Source organism: Streptomyces sp. NPDC051183, assembly GCF_040682455.1.
In the GTDB taxonomy this organism is placed as follows: domain Bacteria; phylum Actinomycetota; class Actinomycetes; order Streptomycetales; family Streptomycetaceae; genus Streptomyces.
On sequence record NZ_JBFBBA010000034.1, the window covers coordinates 35,684 to 53,815 of the forward strand.

General features: G+C 72.5%; 18 protein-coding genes and 1 pseudogene. 12 read left to right on the plus strand and 7 right to left on the minus strand.

All coding sequences use genetic code 11. The annotated features are described in order from the left end of the window. Positions 1-119: 119 nt before the first annotated feature. Positions 120-1,145 carry a hypothetical protein gene (locus AB0M99_RS27025; RefSeq protein WP_365924766.1) on the minus strand — a complete coding sequence of 342 codons (1,026 nt, stop codon included), beginning with the start codon at positions 1,143-1,145 and terminating at the stop codon, positions 120-122. 134 nt (positions 1,146-1,279) lie between these two features. On the opposite strand from AB0M99_RS27025, the gene AB0M99_RS27030 reads away from it, so the two are divergent. The 5 genes and pseudogenes from AB0M99_RS27030 to AB0M99_RS27050 all read left to right on the plus strand — a co-directional run bounded on the left by AB0M99_RS27030 (position 1,280) and on the right by AB0M99_RS27050 (position 5,343). After that, positions 1,280-1,672 (plus strand): helix-turn-helix transcriptional regulator, encoded by a 393-nt coding sequence (locus tag AB0M99_RS27030; protein WP_365924768.1) that lies wholly within the window; start codon positions 1,280-1,282, stop codon positions 1,670-1,672. A 37-nt stretch (positions 1,673-1,709) separates the two neighbouring features. Next, on the plus strand, positions 1,710-2,126 hold the full coding sequence (locus AB0M99_RS27035) for a VOC family protein (protein WP_365924770.1): 417 nt from the start codon (positions 1,710-1,712) through the stop codon (positions 2,124-2,126). A gap of 109 nt (positions 2,127-2,235) precedes the next feature. Next, positions 2,236-4,635: an excinuclease ABC subunit UvrA gene (locus tag AB0M99_RS27040; protein ID WP_365924772.1), complete on the plus strand. Its 2,400-nt coding sequence runs from the start codon at positions 2,236-2,238 to the stop codon at positions 4,633-4,635. A 32-nt stretch (positions 4,636-4,667) separates the two neighbouring features. Next, positions 4,668-4,927 (plus strand): annotated as a pseudogene (locus AB0M99_RS27045) (kinase); the annotation flags it as partial. A 143-nt stretch (positions 4,928-5,070) separates the two neighbouring features. Next, a complete protein-coding gene (locus AB0M99_RS27050; RefSeq protein WP_365924774.1) occupies positions 5,071-5,343 on the plus strand; it encodes a hypothetical protein in 273 nt (90 codons plus the stop codon). 68 nt (positions 5,344-5,411) lie between these two features. Here AB0M99_RS27050 and AB0M99_RS27055 read toward each other — a convergent pair whose 3' ends face one another. From AB0M99_RS27055 to AB0M99_RS27065, 3 genes are all read right to left on the minus strand, one after another. After that, positions 5,412-6,362, minus strand: a complete 951-nt coding sequence (locus AB0M99_RS27055) for an endonuclease/exonuclease/phosphatase family protein (protein WP_365924776.1) — start codon at positions 6,360-6,362, stop codon at positions 5,412-5,414. Positions 6,363-6,470: 108 nt separating this feature from the next. Beyond that, on the minus strand, positions 6,471-7,049 hold the full coding sequence (locus AB0M99_RS27060; protein WP_365924778.1) for a hypothetical protein: 579 nt from the start codon (positions 7,047-7,049) through the stop codon (positions 6,471-6,473). A gap of 265 nt (positions 7,050-7,314) precedes the next feature. After that, entirely contained in the window at positions 7,315-8,271 is a 957-nt protein-coding gene (locus AB0M99_RS27065; protein ID WP_365924781.1) for a helix-turn-helix domain-containing protein, read from the minus strand. A gap of 98 nt (positions 8,272-8,369) precedes the next feature. On the opposite strand from AB0M99_RS27065, the gene AB0M99_RS27070 reads away from it, so the two are divergent. The 4 genes from AB0M99_RS27070 (at position 8,370) to AB0M99_RS27085 (ending at position 12,661) form a co-directional block, all read left to right on the plus strand. Then, a complete protein-coding gene (locus tag AB0M99_RS27070) occupies positions 8,370-9,401 on the plus strand; it encodes a saccharopine dehydrogenase NADP-binding domain-containing protein (RefSeq protein WP_365924783.1) in 1,032 nt (343 codons plus the stop codon). 116 nt (positions 9,402-9,517) lie between these two features. After that, positions 9,518-10,348 carry an ammonia-dependent NAD(+) synthetase gene (gene nadE, locus AB0M99_RS27075; protein ID WP_365924785.1) on the plus strand — a complete coding sequence of 277 codons (831 nt, stop codon included), beginning with the start codon at positions 9,518-9,520 and terminating at the stop codon, positions 10,346-10,348. 362 nt (positions 10,349-10,710) lie between these two features. Beyond that, positions 10,711-10,992, plus strand: coding sequence for a hypothetical protein (locus AB0M99_RS27080; RefSeq protein WP_365924787.1), 282 nt, complete (start codon positions 10,711-10,713; stop codon positions 10,990-10,992). Positions 10,993-11,122: 130 nt separating this feature from the next. After that, entirely contained in the window at positions 11,123-12,661 is a 1,539-nt protein-coding gene (locus AB0M99_RS27085) for a carboxylesterase family protein (RefSeq protein WP_365924789.1), read from the plus strand. A gap of 35 nt (positions 12,662-12,696) precedes the next feature. Here the strand turns inward: AB0M99_RS27085 and AB0M99_RS27090 are convergent, their stop codons facing one another. Continuing rightward, entirely contained in the window at positions 12,697-13,068 is a 372-nt protein-coding gene (locus AB0M99_RS27090) for a hypothetical protein (RefSeq protein ID WP_365924791.1), read from the minus strand. Positions 13,069-13,189: 121 nt separating this feature from the next. On the opposite strand from AB0M99_RS27090, the gene AB0M99_RS27095 reads away from it, so the two are divergent. The 3 genes from AB0M99_RS27095 (at position 13,190) to AB0M99_RS27105 (ending at position 16,257) form a co-directional block, all read left to right on the plus strand. Further along, a complete protein-coding gene (locus AB0M99_RS27095) occupies positions 13,190-14,101 on the plus strand; it encodes an RNA polymerase sigma-70 factor (protein ID WP_365924793.1) in 912 nt (303 codons plus the stop codon). 2 nt (positions 14,102-14,103) lie between these two features. Next, complete coding sequence (locus AB0M99_RS27100) at positions 14,104-14,553, plus strand: SRPBCC family protein (protein WP_365924795.1); 450 nt, start codon at positions 14,104-14,106, stop codon at positions 14,551-14,553. A gap of 78 nt (positions 14,554-14,631) precedes the next feature. Then, entirely contained in the window at positions 14,632-16,257 is a 1,626-nt protein-coding gene (locus tag AB0M99_RS27105; protein WP_365924797.1) for a serine/threonine-protein kinase, read from the plus strand. 66 nt (positions 16,258-16,323) lie between these two features. On the opposite strand, the gene AB0M99_RS27110 is transcribed toward AB0M99_RS27105, so the two are convergent. Next, positions 16,324-17,334: an alpha/beta hydrolase gene (locus tag AB0M99_RS27110; protein WP_365924799.1), complete on the minus strand. Its 1,011-nt coding sequence runs from the start codon at positions 17,332-17,334 to the stop codon at positions 16,324-16,326. 68 nt (positions 17,335-17,402) lie between these two features. Continuing rightward, the gene (locus AB0M99_RS27115) at positions 17,403-18,113 is read right to left on the minus strand and encodes an intradiol ring-cleavage dioxygenase (protein WP_365924801.1); all 711 of its coding nucleotides are present in this window, start codon (positions 18,111-18,113) and stop codon (positions 17,403-17,405) included. Positions 18,114-18,132 lie beyond the last annotated feature (19 nt).

An 18,132-nucleotide genomic window follows, 5' to 3' on the forward strand; every position in this document is an offset into this window, starting at 1 on the left:
CCGGCGATGGAGATGGCACCCGGGGCGCCGCTGGCGCCCTGCTGGAACCACTCGCGGATGTCGTCGACGGCCGAGGCCGGAGGCGTGGCGGTCCGAAGGGCCGATCGGCCCCGGGCCGTTCACGTTCCGGGCGGGGAAGCGACGGAGGCGATCAGGGACTCCGCGAGGTTCTCCTTGCGCGTGCGCCGGTCGACGTAGAGCAGCGCGATGACCAGTTGGGGGTAGCCGTACTGGAACGGCCCGCTGATGACGGCGCCGATCAGCAGGCAGACCGCGTACACGACGAACCCGACGGCCAGCGTGCCCGGGTCCGGGTTCCCGCCGCTCTCGCCCGCCTCCATCAAGGTGGGGAAGAGCACGGACATGCCGGCGAACGTGAACGGCATCTGGATGGCGTAGGCGATGGCCATCGCCACGCCGTGCGACAGCATCGTGATGCCGAACACGCGCCACCAGCCGTCGCGCACCAGCCGGGCCGAGCGCCGCAGCGCCGCGACCGGGCCGATCCCCTCGCAGACCGCCGCGGCGGGCGCGAGGCTGAACCGCGTCGCGAGCCAGACCGCGAGGGGCACGCAGACCAGCGTGCCCAGGAACAGCACGAACACGGCGGCCGGCGGACCGGAAGCGTCCCCGACGGACGCGATGATCAGCGGCAGGCAGACCGCGTGGAGGAGGAGCATCGGCCCGCCCGCGATCAGCCCGGCGAGCAGTACGGTGGCGAGCACCGACGGCAGCCGGCCCCGGCAGCGGCGCCACAACGCACCGGCGGTCGTGGGACGGCCGACCACGGCCTCCTGCACCACCGCGGGACACAGGGTGCTGATCACCGCCGCGCCCAGCGTCATCGTGAGCAGCAGGAGCACACCGGCCGGTACGAAGGCCAGGAGCAGAGCCGCGACGTCCACGCCGTCGGCACGCTCACCCGGCGCGAGGTCGAAGACGCGGGAGAACCGGCTCCGCTGGGCCGCCACGGCGATGCCGGCCGCGGCCGCCACCAGCAGGATCCCGATGCCCTGGACCGTGAGCGTGATGCCGACCAGGGGCTTCCAGTACTGGCGGAAGGTCGACAGGGCGCCCGTGAGCACCTCTCCGACCTTGAGCGGCCGCAGGGGTATGACGCCCGGCTGCGGTGCGGGGGGCGGCATCCAGGCGCCTCCCCACTGCGGCGTGGGCCGTCCCGGGTGCTGTCCCCACCCCGTGTCGTGCGACATCGCTGTTCCCCCTAGAAAGATAGGGACACGTTAACCCGCGCTTCCGGGCACGTGGGATGCTGGGGTACATGACCTTGGAGGACCTGGTACGGCTGCGCCGCGCCCGGGACGCGATGGACCGCGACTACGCGGATCCGCTGGACGTTCCGGCGCTGGCGAAGGTCGCCCTCATGTCGCCGGGGCACTTCTCCCGCAGCTTCCGCGCCGCCTTCGGGGAGACGCCGTACAGCTACCTGATGACCCGCCGTGTCGAGCGGGCGAAGGCGCTGCTGCGGCGGGGCGACATGAGCGTGACAGAGGTCTGCTTCGCGGTGGGATGCACCTCGCTGGGGTCCTTCAGCTCGCGCTTCACCGAGCTGGTCGGCGAGACCCCCAGCGCCTACCGGGCCCGCCGCCACGAGACCGGCGCCGAGATCCCGGCATGCGTGGCCAAGATTTTTACGCGACCGGTCAGGATCTGAGAAGCAGAACCCGCCGCCGCCTCGTAGCGTCGGAGGCATGAACATCAAGCTCTCGCAGTGCTTCATCGCAGTCGACGACCACGACAAGGCGCTCGCCTTCTACCGCGACACCCTCGGCCTGGAGGTCCGCAACGACGTCGCGTTCGAGGGGATGCGCTGGGTGACGGTCTGCTCACCCGACCAGCCGGACGTGGAGATCGTCCTGGAACCGCCGCTCGCCGACCCCAACGCCTCGCCGTCCGACAAGCAGGCGATGGCGGAACTGCTGGCCAAGGGCATGCTGCGCGGCGTGATCTTCTCCGCCGACGACGTCGACGCCACCTTCGAACGCATCCGGGCCGCCGGCGGCGAGGTGCTTCAGGAGCCGATGGACCAGCCGTACGGCGTCCGGGACTGCGCCTTCCGCGACCCGGCCGGCAACATGCTGCGCTTCAACCAGCCCCGCAAGCGGTAGGGGCCACAGCACCGGGCGGCCGCGGTAGCAGGACCGTTGCCGCGGCCGCCGCCCACGCAGTAGAACCAGACGCACCGCTCGAAGCCGGACAGATGGAGAAACGATAAGCATGGCCAAGAGGACGGACACGCAGCCGCCCGCGCCGCACACCGCCGACAGTCACGGTCTGATCCGCGTGCACGGGGCGCGCGTGAACAACCTCAAGGACGTCAGCATCGAGATCCCGAAGCGCCGGCTGACGGTGTTCACCGGCGTCTCCGGCTCGGGCAAGAGCTCGCTGGTGTTCGACACGATCGCCGCGGAGTCCCAGCGGCTGATCAACGAGACGTACAGCGCCTTCGTACAGGGCTTCATGCCGACGCTGGCGCGTCCCGAGGTCGACGTACTGGAAGGGCTGACGACCGCGATCGTCGTCGACCAGCAGCGGATGGGCGCCGACCCCCGCTCCACGGTCGGCACCGCCACCGACGCCAACGCGATGCTGCGCATCCTCTTCAGCCGGCTCGGCAAACCGCACATCGGCCCGCCCGGCGCGTACGCCTTCAACGTCCCCTCCGTCCGGGCCAGCGGCGCGATCACCGTGGAGCGCGGCGCCAAGAAGACGGTGAAGGCGACCTTCAACCGCACCGGCGGCATGTGCACGCGCTGCGAGGGCCGGGGCGCCGTCTCCGACATCGACCTCACCCAGCTCTACGACGACACCAAGTCGCTCGCCGAGGGCGCCTTCACCATCCCCGGCTGGAAGTCCGACAGCCAATGGACCGTGCAGGTCTACGCCCAGTCGGGCTTCGTCGACCCGGACAAGCCGATCCGCAAGTACACCAAGAAGGAGCTGCAGGACTTCCTCTACGGGGAGCCGGTCAAGGTCAAGGTCAACGGCGTGAACCTGACCTACGAAGGGCTGATCCCCAAGATCCAGAAGTCCTTCCTGTCCAAGGACAAGGAGGCGATGCAGCCGCACATCCGGGCGTTCGTGGAGCGGGCCGTCACCTTCACCACCTGCCCCGAGTGCGAGGGCACCCGGCTCAGTGAGGGGGCCCGGTCGTCGAAGATCAAGCGGGTCAGCATCGCCGACGCCTGCGCGATGCAGATCAGCGACCTGGCCAAATGGGTCCGCGGCCTCGACGAGCCGTCGGTCGCGCCGCTGCTCTCCGCACTGCAGCAGACCCTCGACTCGTTCGTCGAGATCGGGCTGGGCTACCTCGCGCTCGACCGGGCGTCGGGCACGCTGTCGGGCGGCGAGGCGCAGCGCGTCAAGATGATCCGCCACCTCGGCTCCGCACTGACCGACACCACCTACGTCTTCGACGAGCCCACCGCGGGTCTGCACCCCCACGACATCCAGCGCATGAACGGTCTGCTGCTGCGGCTGCGGGACAAGGGCAACACGGTGCTGGTCGTGGAGCACAAGCCGGAGACGATCGCTATCGCCGACCACGTCGTCGACCTCGGCCCCGGCGCGGGCCAGGCGGGTGGCACCGTCTGCTTCGAGGGCACCGTCGAGGAACTGCGGGCCGGCGACACCATCACCGGCCGCCACTTCGACGACCGGGCCTCCCTCAAGGAGACGGTGCGCAAGCCCACCGGCGCGCTGGAGATCCGCGGCGCGACGACGCACAACCTCCAGGGCGTCGACGTCGACATCCCGCTCGGGGTGCTCGTCGTCGTCACCGGTGTCGCAGGCTCGGGCAAGAGCTCGCTCGTGCACGGGTCACTGCCGCACCGGTCGGGGGCGCCCGGCGAGGGTGTGGTGTCGGTCGACCAGACCCCGATCCGCGGTTCCCGGCGCAGCAACCCGGCGACGTACACCGGTCTGCTCGACCCGATCCGCAAGGCGTTCGCGAAGGCCAACGGGGTCAAGCCGGCCCTGTTCAGCTCCAACTCCGAGGGGGCCTGCCCCACCTGCAACGGCGCCGGTGTCATCTACACCGACCTGGCGATGATGGCCGGGGTCGCCACCATCTGCGAGGTGTGCGAGGGCAAGCGGTTCGACGCATCGGTGCTGGACCACCACCTCGGCGGCCGCGACATCAGCGAGGTGCTCGCGATGTCGGTGGACGAGGCCGAGGAGTTCTTCGGCGCCGGCGAGGCGCACACTCCGGCCGCGCAGCGCGTCCTGCGGCGGCTCTCCGACGTCGGGCTCGGCTACCTCACCCTGGGCCAGCCGCTCACCACCCTGTCCGGCGGTGAGCGCCAGCGCCTCAAGCTGGCCACGCACATGGCCGAGAAGGGTGGCGTCTACGTCCTCGACGAGCCGACCAACGGCCTGCACCTCGCCGATGTCGAGCAGTTGCTCGGCCTGCTGGACCAGCTCGTGGACTCCGGCAAGTCCGTCATCGTCGTCGAGCACCACCAGGCCGTCATGGCGCACGCCGACTGGATCGTCGACCTCGGCCCCGGCGCCGGCCACGACGGCGGCCGGATCGTGTTCGAGGGCACGCCCGCCGAGCTCGTCGCCGACCGCTCCACGCTCACCGGCGAGCACCTCGCGGCGTACGTCGGCGGCTGACCCGCTGGCTGCGGATGCAGGCCGAGGCCGTCGGGGCCGTCAGGGCCGGGGACCGGGACTGGGAGGCGCTCGCCGTGGTGCTGCTGGAGCGGTCCGGACCTCGACCCTGGCCGAGGTCGAGGACGGCGACGAACTCGCGGCGGTCGCGGGCCGGATCAGTCACCGACTGGCCGTCCCCGCCCCGCCGGGCCTGCCCCGGCTGCGGGAACGGGCCGGTGCCTGGGAGGAACAACTGCGCAAGGACGCCGCGGAGTTGACGCACGACCTGTCGCCCTGCGCGGTGGACGCGGCTCACCGCATTCCTGGACCGCCTCGCGACTCTGCTCACCGAGCGCCCCGGGGCCTGAGCCCCGCTGCACGGCCGTCGGGGGCGGACGCGCGGCCGTGTGGGTTGTTCGCCGTCACGTGGAGGCGGGGTGGGTCGTTGCCCTCTGCATGACCGACTTCATGGTGCAGATCCCGGCCGACTGGCTCGCCCGGGTGTTCCTCTCCCTCAGGCGCGGGGCCTCCGACGACGCCCACGCCCTCGCCGCCGAGCTCCAGCCGTACACCGAGCGGCCCGGCCAGCGCGTACCGGTGCCCAGGGGGACGGTGCTGCGCACCGAGCTCGCGCTGCGCGGGGAGCTCCGACACGTCCACGGGGACGAGCGGAGGCAGCGGCTCTCCGAGGAGGCGGAGTACCTCATCAAGGCCCGCCTGGAGACGTAGGGGGAGGGCGGTCGGGCACGCGCCTCCCCCTGCTCGCACCGGTGGCCCCGTACGGGCCGTCGGGCGGGTCAGCCGCCGACGGTCACGCTTTCGATCAGGATCCGGTGGTCGGACTTGTCGGTGGGGGTGACGGTGCACCAGTTCCTGGCCTGGTTGCTGAAGATGTAGTCGATCTTGACTTCGGCGCCGAAGGTGGGGCGTCCGGTGCGCGAGGTGCCGTTCTGGTCGCACTCCAGGTAGCCGGGGGTGCCGGGTCCGGTGGAGTACAGGCCGGCGGGCCACACGGCGGGCGCGGTGTTCTTGGGGTCGTCGGGGGATCGGGAGTTGAAGTCCCCGCCGAACACGGTGCGGGGGAAGGTGTCGACGATCGCCTTGATCTCGGCGAACTGCTGCCCGCGCGAGTCCGCCTTGGGGTCGTTGGGGTTGGCGCCGACGCGGGTCGCGTGGACCGTGCACAGCCGTACGTCCCACTTCGCCGCGGTGGCGCAGTGGAAGGGAGTCTGCTGCCCGGCCGTGGGCTGGGTGGTCGGGTACGGGCGGGCGTCGTTCATCTGCCCCTTGGCGACGATGGCGGTGCCGAGCCGGTCGGCGCGCCCGGTGTCCTCGCCACAGCGGCTGTTCTTCCTGGTCCCGTCGTTGAACAGCCACTGGTACGTCTCGAACGTACTGCTCCAGCCCGGCCCGAGCTTGCTCATGAGCAGGGTGAGGTCGTCCTCGCAGACCTCCTGGAGCAGGACGGCCTCGACGCGGTTCACGGCCACCTGGGAGGTGACCACGTCGGTCTTCTCCGAGGGGGTGCCGGTGCCGTCGCAGTTGTAGGTCGAGCGCTGCGGCCCGCACATGTTCCAGGACATGACCTGCAGGGTGTGCGGGAAGTCCTCGACCGCGTACGGAATCGAATCCGCGCCGGCGGTGGCGGCACCGGCGGGCTGGGTCACGGCGAGGGCCGACGCTCCGAGGCCGGCGAGGCCGATCACGGAGGCGAGGGCGATGAGGGTATTCCGGGCGCGGGGTATCACGCGGGGTTCCTTTGCGAAGGGCGGTGCGGGTGCCGCTGATGCGGCGTGGCCCCGTCCGGCCCCGGGACCGCTGGTCCCGGGGCCGGACGGGGCCGGCTTTGCTGGATCCTACTTGGCGATGGCGGTGAGGTCGGCGGCGCCCGTGAGGGTGCCGGGGATCTCGCGCCAGTTGGTCCAGTTGCCCACGACGGTGTCGAAGGTGGTGTTGCGGACCTTGCCGTCGGTGCCGGTGCCGTAGACGTGGACGTTGTTCGCGGCGGGGGTGCTGGCGATGCGGGTCAGACCGGTGCCGCCGATCCTGGTCCAGGACGGCTTCCACATCCCGGCGAGGTAGTCGGCGCTCTGGTTGTACAGGGCGCCGTCGGAGCCGATGACCTGGACCTGGACGGTGTGGCCGACGCGGGCGGAGGCGATGTCCTTGACGCCGGTGATGCCGCCGGGGATCTCGCCCCACACGGACCAGTTGCCCGTGCGGGTGTCGAGGTCACGGCCGTAGGCCTTGCCGTTGGCGATGCCGACCAGGCGGACGTACGGGTCCGCCTTGACGCTCGTGATGTTGGTCAGACCCGTGACTCCGGCGACGGGGGTCCAGGTGGTGTTCCAGCGGCCGGCGTTGTAGTCGCCGGTCTGCGTGTAGAGGGCGCCCTCCGAGCCGATGATCTGGACGTGCAGGACGTTGTTGACCATGGATGCGGAGACGTCCTTGACGCCGCCCGCGCCACCGGGGATCTCGTGTCTTCCTCCGGTGCAGGTGGGCCGCGCGCGGAGACGCGGTCCTGGAATCCACGAAATGAAGGGCTGAAGGCCGCTGCGACGGGACCCGGTCCACATCGCGGGCGAACGCGTAGCGCCCATCGGCACCCCTGCCCCCTGCCGGGATGCCCCGCCACTCGGGCGGCCCTCCGGGGGAGACGGTAGCGGCGAACCATCCAGGAATCAATCATGGATTGGATTAACTCAACTGTGATTGATTTGCACTGCGGAACGAGCGCCGGTAGGTGTCGGGCGGGACCCCGACGGTCCGCTTGAACTGCCGCCGAAGCGTCGTGGCGGTTCCCATGCCCGTGGCGACGGCAACCGCCTCGATGCTCTCGTCGGTGGTCTCCAGCAGCTCCTGGGCGCGGCGTACGCGCTGGGTCAGGAGCCACTGGAGCGGAGTCTGCCCGATCACCGACCGGAACTGCCGGCCCAGATTGCGGGGGCTCGTACTGGCCCTTCGCGCCATGTCGGTCACCGTCAGCGGCTGGTCCAGCCGCTCCTGGACCCAGGCGAACAGATGGGACAGCACGTGCTCCCCGCGGACCTGCACCGGCGTGGCCACGAACTGCGCCTGCCCGCCGGGCCGGTGCGGCGGCATGACGAGGCGGCGCGCGACGGAGTTGGCGACGGCGGCGCCGTGGTCGAGGTGGACCAGGTGGAGGCAGAGGTCCACGGCGGCTGCCTTGCCCGCGGCCGTGAGCACGCTGCCGTTGTCCGTGTAGAGCACGTCCGGGTCGACCAGGGCCCGCGGATGGCGTGCACTCAGTTCCGCGGTGTGGGCCCAGTGGGTGGTGGCCCGCCGGCCGTCCAGCAGGCCCGCGGCGCCGAGCACGAAGGCCCCGGTGCACAGGGAGGCGACCCGCGCGCCCGCCTCGTGGGCCGCGCGTACGGCGTCGATCACCTCCGGCGGCGGCGGATCGTCGATGTCGGCCCACGCGGGCACGATCACGGTGTCGGCACCGGCCAGGTGCTCCAGCCCGTGGTCGGGCTCGACCGTGAACGGGCCGACCCGGACGGGCCCGGGACCGCAGAGCCGTACGTCGTACCAACCCTCCGCAGCCTCGCGCGGGGGATTGCCGAAGATCTCGTAGGCCACCGCCAGCTCGAAGTGCAGCAGGTGACCGGCGGCCAGCAGGGCGACAGTTGGCATGTCCGAAAGTGTACGGGTGTTGTCGTTCCGGACCATCACGGCCGGGTCGCGCCCGAGTCGAGACTGGACACATCGGAACACCGAGAACGGGGAGAGCAATGAGTACGACGGCTGCGGTAGTGGTTTACGGGGCAACAGGGCACACGGGTCGCTTCGTCGTCGCCGAGCTGCGCAGGCGGGGTGTCGCCACCGTCGTCTCCGGCCGCGACGCGGCGCGGTTGGAGGAACTGGCCGCCGTGTGGGGAGACGTGGTGGTACGGCCGGCCGCCGTGGACGACCCGGGGGCCCTGGACCGGGCCCTCGCCGCGGCGGCGGCCGTCATCAACTGCGCCGGACCGTTCGCGGTGACCGCGGGCCCGGTCGTCGAGGCGGCCCTGCGCGCGGGGATCCCGTACCTCGACGTGGCGGCCGAGATCGAGGCGAACGCGTCGATGTTCGCCGACTACGCGGAAGCGGCCGGCAAGACGCAGACGCCCGTGGTGCCGGCGATGGCCTTCTACGGCGGCCTGGGCGACCTGCTGGTGACCGCGGCGATGGGGGACCTGACCGCCGCCGACGAGGTGCACGTCGCGTACGGGCTGAACAACTGGCACCCCACGGCGGGCACCCGGGCCGCGGGCGAGGTGTCCCACCGGCGCCGCGCGGGCCGCCGGGTCCGGTTCGCGGACGGTGCGCTGCGGTACCACGACGACGAGGTCTCGCACACGGACTGGCTGTTCCCGGAGCCGCTGGGCCGGCGCAGGGTGATCGCGGAGTTCACCATGGCCGATGTCGTCACCGTTCCCAGCCACTTGGCCGTCCCCGAGGTCCTCACCTACATGACCGTCGAAGCCGCGCAGGACCTGGCCGAGGAGGCGACGCCGGCGCCGGAGCCGGTCGACGCCGGCGGACGCTCCGACCAGATCTTCGTCGTCGACGTCCTGGTCCGCGCGGGAGGCGTCGAGCGCCGCGCCACTGCCCGAGGCCGGGACATCTACGCGGTCACCGCACCCCTGGTGGTGGAGGCCGTCCAGCGGATCCTGGCCGGGCGGACGCGCACGACGGGCCTGGCCTCGGCCGGCGCGATGTTCGACGCGGCGGACTTCCTCCGGGCGCTCGCCCCGCACGTGACCGTCGAGCTCGCGCACTGACGGACTCGGCGCCCGGCGCTTCGACTAGGGTCGTCGGCGGGGCAGTGCCCCACGGACCATGAACCGCGAACGACGAACCGCGCACCACGCAGCGCGGACGAGCACGAGGAGCAGCAGTGAGCCAGCCGGCGTCCACCGCCCTGCAGCAGGAGATCGCCCGGGAACTCCAGGTGTCGGAGACCTTCGACGCGCAGCGGGAGATCGAGCGCCGGGTGGCCTTCCTCACCGAGCGGCTCACCTCCACCGGCCTGCGCTCCCTCGTGCTCGGCATCAGCGGCGGAGTGGACTCGACCACCGCCGGCCGGCTCTGCCAGCTCGCCGTGGAGCGGGCCCGCGCGGCCGGCCACGACGCGACCTTCTACGCCATGCGGCTGCCCTACGGCGTCCAGGCCGACGAGAAGGACGCCCAGCTCGCCCTCGGCTTCATCAACGCCGACCGCGTGCTGACCGTGGACGTCAAGCCCGCGAGCGACGCCGCGCTGGACGCCGCACTGGCCGGCGGCACTGCCTTCCGGGACGCCCACCACCAGGACTTCGTGCAGGGCAACATCAAGGCCCGCCAGCGCATGATCGCCCAGTACGCCGTGGCCGGCGCGCACGACGGCCTGGTCGTCGGCACCGACCACGCGGCCGAGGCGGTCTCCGGCTTCTTCACCAAGTTCGGCGACGGCGCGGCCGACCTGGTCCCGCTGACCGGCCTGACCAAGCGCCGGGTGCGGGCCGTCGCCGACACCCTGGGCGCCCCCGCCGAACTGGTCTGGAAGACCCCGACGGCGGACCTGGAGACCCTGGACCCGGGCAAGGCCGACGAGGACGCGCTCGGTGTCACGTACGACGACATCGACGACTTCCTGGAGGGCAAGCCGGTCGCCGAGCAGGCCTTCGACACGATCGTCCGCCGCTACCGCCTCACCGAGCACAAGCGCCAGCTCCCGATCGCGCCGTAGCCGACCCCGCAACGGTGTGCCGGGCGTCCCCGCGACAACGGCGTCCGCCGCCGCGGGGACCGACTGGGAGACCGACGCCAGGGCGGGCGCCGACGCGATCCTCTTCTGGATCCCCCGGGACCCGGCCCACATGCCCGGCTTCACCACGAACGTCGAGTTCGGCCTGGACGTCGGCACCGGCAAGGCGGTGCTCGGCTGCCCGCCGGACTGCCCGACCCCGGAGCGCAACCGTTACCTCGTCCACGTCGCCCGACGACACGGCGTACCGGTCCTCGGCACCCTGGAGGAGACGGTGGCCGCGGCCCTGGCGCTCGTCGGCCAAAGGCCCGGTGCCCCGGGTACGGCATCGGTATGGTGCCGGTATGGCGAAGAAGCAGGTGACCATCACGATCGACGCCGACAAGGTGGAAGCGATCGAGGCCATGGTGAAGGAGAGCCCGGCCGGCTCGGTGTCCGCCTGGATCGAGGACGCGGTGTCGGCCAAGCTCGACCGGGCCGAACGCGCCGCCCGCGCCGTCGACTGGCTCGTGGACCGGGCCCGGGAAGAGCGCACCGGCGACTGGGAGCAGGCACTGGCCGCGGCCGAGGCCGCCGACCACCGGCACGGCTTCGCGGGGACCGGTCCGGAGCAGAGCGCCGCGTGAACTCCGGCCGGACGACCCGGGTCGCCCGTAAATCGCTGGCGCGCACCGCGGCGCAGCGGAATGATCCGGTGCGTCCGGGCTGCCGCGAAACCCTGTGATCGCGCTCCGCCCGCCCCGAGGAGGAGCTGTGATGACCGAAACCGCGTCCGACACGTCCGGGTCCCGTCCCGAGGCCCGCACCGCGGCGGGGGCGCTCCACGGCACCCGGGAGGCGGGCGTGGCGGTCTTCCGCGGCATCCCGTTCGCCGAGCCGCCGGTCGGCCCGCTGCGGTTCGCCGCGCCGCGGCCGGCACAGGCATGGGACGGGGTGCGGGCAGCGGTGTCGTACGGACCTCCGCCCCCTCAGGGCGGCGCCTTCGGCATGGACGCGCTGGCGCAGGACTCGGCGGGCGACGACTGGCTGACGGTCAACGTCTGGTCGCCCGACCCGGGCCCGGGCGCGGGGCTGGCGGTCATGGTGTGGATCCACGGCGGCGCGTACACGATCGGCATGTCCGGCCTCCCCGAATACGACGGAGGCCGCCTCGCGCGGGACGGCGGCGTCGTCGTGGTGACGTTCAACTACCGTGTCGGCCTCGAAGGGTTCGGGCAGATCGAGGGAGCCCCCGCCAACCGGGGCCTGCTCGACCAGATCGCCGCCCTGGAGTGGGTGCGTGACAACATCCGGGGCTTCGGCGGCGACCCGGACCGCGTCACGGTCTTCGGTCAGTCGGCGGGAGCCGGATCCGTCGCCGCGCTGCTGGCGATGCCGAGCGCGGCCGGGCTCTTCGGCCGGGCCGTCGCACAGAGCGCGCAGGGCACGTTCTTCGCCCCGGAACTCGCCGCCGACATCGCCGGTTCCTGCGCCGCCGAGCTGGGGCTGAGGCCCACGGCGGCCGACCTGGCCGCGGTGGCACCGGCCCGGCTGTCGGCCGCCGGTGATGCGGTCGGCGCCAAGATGGACCGCTGGGCGGACCGCTGGGGCCTGGCCGCACACCGGTCGATCCCCTTCGCGCCTGTCGTCGACGGTGACGCGCTGCCCGTCACCCCGTGGCAGGCCCTGGCCGACGGCGCTGCCCGGGACGTGGAACTCCTCGTCGGCCACACCCGCGACGAACAGCGGCTGTTCACCGCGCTCGACGGCCTGCTCGGCCAGGTCACACAGGAGCAGGCCGACGCCGCCCTGAACGCCTTCGCCCCCGGCCGGGACGGCGCGCGCCGCTACCGCGACGGCTTTCCGGCCGCGGGCCCGGACGAGCTGTACGAACTGGTCCACTCCGACTGGCTGTTCCGCATGCCGAGCCTCCACCTCGCCCGGGCCCGGACCGCCGCCGGCGGCCGTGCCCACGTCTACGAGCTGACCTGGCCCGCCCCCGGCATGGGCGGTGCGTTCGGCGCCTGCCACGGCCTCGACGTGCCGCTCGTCTTCGGCAACCTGGACCGCGGCCAGCCCGCCGTGCTGATCGGCGAAGGCCCCTCCCCGGAGGCGGAGGCACTGTCCGCCCGGATGCGCGCTGCGTGGACGGCGTTCGCCACCCACGGCGACCCCGGCTGGCCCGCGTACGACAGCGGACAACGCCTCGTGCAGCTCTTCGACGCCCGGCCGGAGGTCACCGCGTACCCGGAGGAGACCTCCCGCCGGATCTGGCAGGACCACGCCATCGGGGTACTGCCGCTGCTCGACCGGTAGCCGCGGCCTCCTGTCGGGGGAGCCGGGCGGGGGAGTCAGGCGGGAGCGAAGAGGTTCTCGTGCGCGTCGTCGAGGACGAACCCGTTGTCGAAGCGGACGCGGACCGTCACGCGCCCCCGCTGCTCCTGGTAGGCGATCCATGCGGGTTCGAGGGAGCCGACCTCTTCCTCCAGCTGCCGCTTGCTCGCGGTGGGCATCTCATGGCCGAAGGCGTCCAGGAGCGACTTCAGCCGCAGGTACTCGCGGACCTCGTGGCTCTGCTCGTCGTGCTCGACCACCCGCTCGACGGTGCCCTCGGTGCCCGCCGCGAGAGACAGGACTCCGGCGACCGCTCCCGTCACCGAAAGCAACTCGGTCAGCCTCGTGTCCGCAGCCAGCTCCACCCGCTGGCCTTCCTTCAGGGTCATCCGGTTCTTCGTCCCTCGGATCGGTGCATGGGTTCGGCCGGTGCCATTATGCGTGCCGGACGAACCTGTGAAGCGGATCACACCAGAGGACTGTCACGGTCCGCCGGTGCGAGGTGTCTCCATGGGCAGCCGAAGAGGGGAGCCGTACATGACGGCCGAGGACGCCTTCACCGAACACCGCCCGCTGCTGTTCACCCTCGCCTACGAGATGCTGGGCAGCGCCGCCGACGCCGAGGACGTACTGCAGGAGAGCTTCCTGCGGTGGAGCGCGGTCGATCAGGCCACCGTCGGGCATCCGCGCGCCTACCTGGTCCGCGTGGTGACCCGGCAGGCCCTCAACCACCTGCGCACGCTCAGGGCCCGGCGCGAGGAGTACGTCGGCACCTGGCTGCCCGAGCCCATCCGTACCGCGCCCGAGGTGAGCGAGGACGTGATCCTGGCCGAGTCGGTGTCCATGGCCATGATGCTCGTCCTGGAGACGCTGAACCCGACCGAGCGGGCGGTGTTCGTGCTGCACGACGTGTTCGGCTACACCCACGGCGAGATCGCGGCCTCGGTCGGGAAGACCGAGGTCACCGTCCGCCAGATCGCCCACCGCGCACGCCGGCACGTCCATGCGCGGCGCCGCCGCTTCGAGCCCGACACCGACGCCACCCGGCAGATCGTCCAGCGGTTCCTGCACGCGGCGACGTCCGGCGAAGTCCAGACGCTGATGGACCTGCTGGCGCCCGACGTCGTGCAGATCTCCGACGGCGGCGGGAAGGTCGTCGCGGCCCACCGCCCGATCACCGGCCCCGCCGACGTCGCCCGGTTCGTCCTCGGCGTGCTCCGCACCACCACCACCGAGACCCGCATCGAGCACGCCACGTACAACGGCATGCCGGCGGCACGGTTCGTCACCCGCGGCGAACTCGACTGGCTGGTCGCGTTCGAGATCCACGACGGACGGATCACCGGCCTCTACGGCATGCGCAACCCGGACAAGCTGCACCGCGCCGAGACGGTGCTCCCGCTCGACAGAGGAGGCAACTGACCATGGAGACCATGACCGTCGGACGCGTCATCGACGCACCGGTCCAGGACGTGTTCGCCTGGCTCACCACGACCACCAACTACACGGGCTCGCCGATGGTGCTGCGCTGCCGCCTGACCCGGCACGGCGAATCCGCGCCCTACGGGGTCGGCGCCGTGCGCAGCCACCTCTGGCTGATCGGCTGGTTCCGGGAGACCATCACCCGCTACGAGCCGCCGTACGCCACCGAGTACGTCGTCGAGCGCAGTCTGCCGCCTGCCAGGCACGAGTTCGGCCGCATGACGTTCACCGAGGTCGAGGGCGGCACCCGGGTCGAATGGACGACCCGCGCCGAGATCCCCGTACCCCTGGTCGGCGCCTTCCTGACCCGGCGTCTCGCGAAGCCGGTCATCACCCGTACCTTCCGCAACATCCTCGACGCGGCCGACGCCGCGCTGACCCGCAGCGGCTGACCGCCCGTCGCAGGCCGTCCGCGGGAGACGGGTCCGTACACTGCTGCTCGGCAACGGCGTCGAGGGCGGGGTGAGTTGGTGGAGTCTTTGCGGCCCGGGGACCCGCCGGAGATCGGCGGGTACCGACTCCTGGCGCGGCTCGGCGAGGGGGGAATGGGCGAGGTGTTCCTCGCCCGTACGGCGTCCGGCCGGCCGCTGGCACTCAAGACCGTGCACCGGGACCTGAGCCGGCAGCCGGGCTTCGCCGAACGGTTCACCCGGGAGATACGCGCCAACGACCGCGTGCGCTGCGCGTGGACGGTCTCGGTGGTGGATTTCAGCCCGCCGGGGCAGCCCGCGCAGTGGCTGGCCACGGAGTACATCGCCGCACCGTCACTGGGCGACTGGGTGCGCCGGAACGGGCCGCTCCCGGAGCCTGCCGTACGGTGCCTGGCCCGCGAGCTGTCGGCCGCGCTCGTCACCGTACGGGCGGCGGGAGTCGTGCACCGCGACATCAAGCCGGCGAACGTGCTGCTGGGCGCGGAGCGGCCCTTCCTCATCGACTTCGGCATCGCCCGCGCCGTGCACGACCCGCGCCACACCCGGACGGGCGCGGTCATCGGCACGCCCGGCTACCTCGCGCCGGAGCAGGCGACCGGCGCCGTCACCGCGGCGCCGGCGGACGTGTTCTCCCTGGCCGCGGCCCTCGTGTACGCGGCGACCGGCCGCAGCCCCTTCCTGGCACACGGCGAGGAGCAGGAACTCCCGGCCCTCCTGTACCGGATCGTCCACGACGAGCCGCTTCTCGACGGTGTGCCGCAGTCACTTCTCCCGCTGGTACGGGAGTGCCTGGCGAAGGACCCGCAGCGGCGTCCGACCGCCGAGGAGGTGCGGGCGCGGCTCGGGGCCGCCGAGGGGGAGGACTGGAGCGGAGCGGCGGGGCCGGCCCTGGCGGCGGAGGTCGGCCGACGGGAGGCCGAACTCCGGCGACTCCTCGACGAACCCCGGCCGCCCGCCGCCGCGCCCGGGGGGTTCGGCCCGGTGCCGGTGCCGGTGCCGGTGCTGGTGCCCATTGCCCCGCCCCCGCCGCCTGCCACGGCACCCGGCACTCCGCTGCCGTCCACCGTGAACTCCGGGTGGCGGGGCGTATGGGCGTCGCGTCGGCCCCAGCTGCTGGGCGCGGCAGCCGGTGCCGCCGTGCTCGCGGCGGTCGTCGCGCTCCCGATCGGGTTTCCCTGGAACGGCGACGGCGACGGCGGCGACGGCGGCCGCGGTGACAAGGCCGTACCTCCCGGCGCGTCGGCCACGCCGACCTCGACCCCGTCCGCGCTGCCGGAGTCGTGGGCCGGTACGTGGACCGCCGTCGGGCCGGGGACGCCGGACGCGGACGGCATCACCCGGGCCAGGACGGGCGAGTTCTCCGTCACGGTCACCCTGTACACCGGGGCCGTGGGCGAGCTCGTGGGCCGGCAGGTCAGCGACCTCAAGGAGGTCACCACCGGGCGGAACCTGGGGTGCACGGAGGCCCTGGAGCTGCGGCAGATCCGGCAGAACACGGTGGTCCTCGCGGCAGCGACCAGCCACCCGACCGACCGCGCGGCCGCCATCGACTGCCCCAGGGGCAACCTCTACGTCCTGACCATGGCGGAACCGGACCGGTTGACGCTCGAATCGGAAGGCGCGCAGTCGGCCGGCGCCCCGGCCGCCCTGACCCGCCGCCGCTGAAGGGACCGTTGTGCCCGGCCAGGACGGCGGAGTCCCCCGGAAGGCTGTGTGCAGGGGTGCCACCGCTCACCCGGCGGCCGGGTCCCTCCGGCCGGACTGTGCGAGGAGGCGACGGAGCCAGCGGGTACGGGCATCGCGCGCGTCCAGGCTGAGGGCCGCCCTCGGGGCCAGGCCGTCGAAGCCGTGGTACGCGCCGGGCCACACGTGCAGTTCGGCCTGGCCGCCGGCCTGCCAGATGGCGTTCGCGTACGCCACGTCCTCGTCCCGGAACATGTCGGCAGACCCGACCTCGACGTAGGCCGGGGGAAGACCCGCGAGGTCCGTGGCGCGCGCGGGGGCCGCGTAGGGCGGCAGGTCCGCGGCGCCGTAGCGCTCACCCAGCAGTGCCTTCCACGCGGTCGCGTTGGAGGTGAGGTCCCATACGCCGATGCCCGTCATCTGACGGCCGGAGAAGGTGGCGCCGCGGTCGTCGAGCATCGGGCACAGCAGCAGTTGCCCCAGGGCCTCCGGGCCGCCGCGGTCACGGGCCAGCAGGGCGAGGGCCGCGGCCAGGCCGCCGCCGGCGCTCTTCCCGCCGATGACGATGCGGTCCGCGTCGATGTCCAGTTCGGCCGCGTGCGCGGCCGCCCAGACGAGCCCGGCGTAGCAGTCCTCCAGCGGCTGCGGGTACCGCGCCCGCGGGGCCAGCCGGTACTCGACCGAGACGACCGCCAGTTCCAGTGGCAGGGCCCACTCGCGAAGGATCCGCGGAAGCACGGACCAGGCGTTGCCCATGACCATCGCGCCGCCGTGCATGTAGTACAGCAGGGGCAGCGGCCCGGCGAGCCCGGCCGGGCGCGCGCTCACGAGCGTGACGTCCGGCCCGTCCGGCGGCCCCGGCACGGACAACTCCGCCACCTCGAAACGGCCGTCGGCGCGCAGTTCCTCGGCCGTCGGCCTGGGCCGGGCCGAGGCGTCGCGCTCCTGCAGCGCCGCAAGATTGTCCGAGGTGACCGGCTCCCTCGCCTCCGCACCCAACGCCGCCAGTACGGCGCCCAGTTCGGGATCGAACGGAGGCGGCGTGCGGCGGACGCTCATGACCTGCCCCCGGGAAAGACTCGCCTGAGACCCATACGGCGTAGCCAACCACACCGCCCCGCATCCGCTCAGGAGATGCCGATCACGAACGAGGCCCGGTAGCCGGCCCCGTCCGCGACGGGGCTCAGCGTCATCTGCGGCCCCGTGGCCGCGTACCGGTCGTCGCGGGTGTTGGGGTGGGCGGGTGCCTTGCGCCGGGAGTACGGCTCGCCCGCGTAGACCGTCCTGAGCAGTTCCTCGGGCAGGAACAGCTGGGAGGCGACCTCGCCGCGCCCGTCGGGGCGCACCTTGAAGTGCACGTGCGGGGCGATGTGCGCGTACCAGCCGGGCACGATGGTGCGGAACACCACGCGGCCGTTCTCGTCGGTGGTCTGGGTGCCGCGCAGGTACGTGGCGCCGTTCAGCGAGTAGATGCCGGAGGCGTCGGCCTGCCAGACGTCCACGGCGACCTTCGCCATCGGCTTGCACCCCTGCGAGACCTTGACGACGCTCAGGTCCAGCCGCAGCGGAACTCCTTCGCGGTCCTCCACGACGTCGGACCGGATCTGGCTCTTGGGGGTGTAGTAGGGGCCGTCCCCGGTCTTGGGCGTGAGGACGCACGCGGGCGGCGGACCGGACGGCCGGCCCGTGGCGGCGGCCTGCACGGCGGGAGCCCGGCCCGCCGCCTCCGTTCCGGTCTGCCTCGCGGCGCAGGCGGATGCCAAGGCGGTGATCGCGGTGCTTCCGGCGGCCAGCAGCAGCGTGCGTCGGTGGGTGTGCAAAGGGCCTTCGGCGGTCATGGCGGACCTCTCGTTCGGG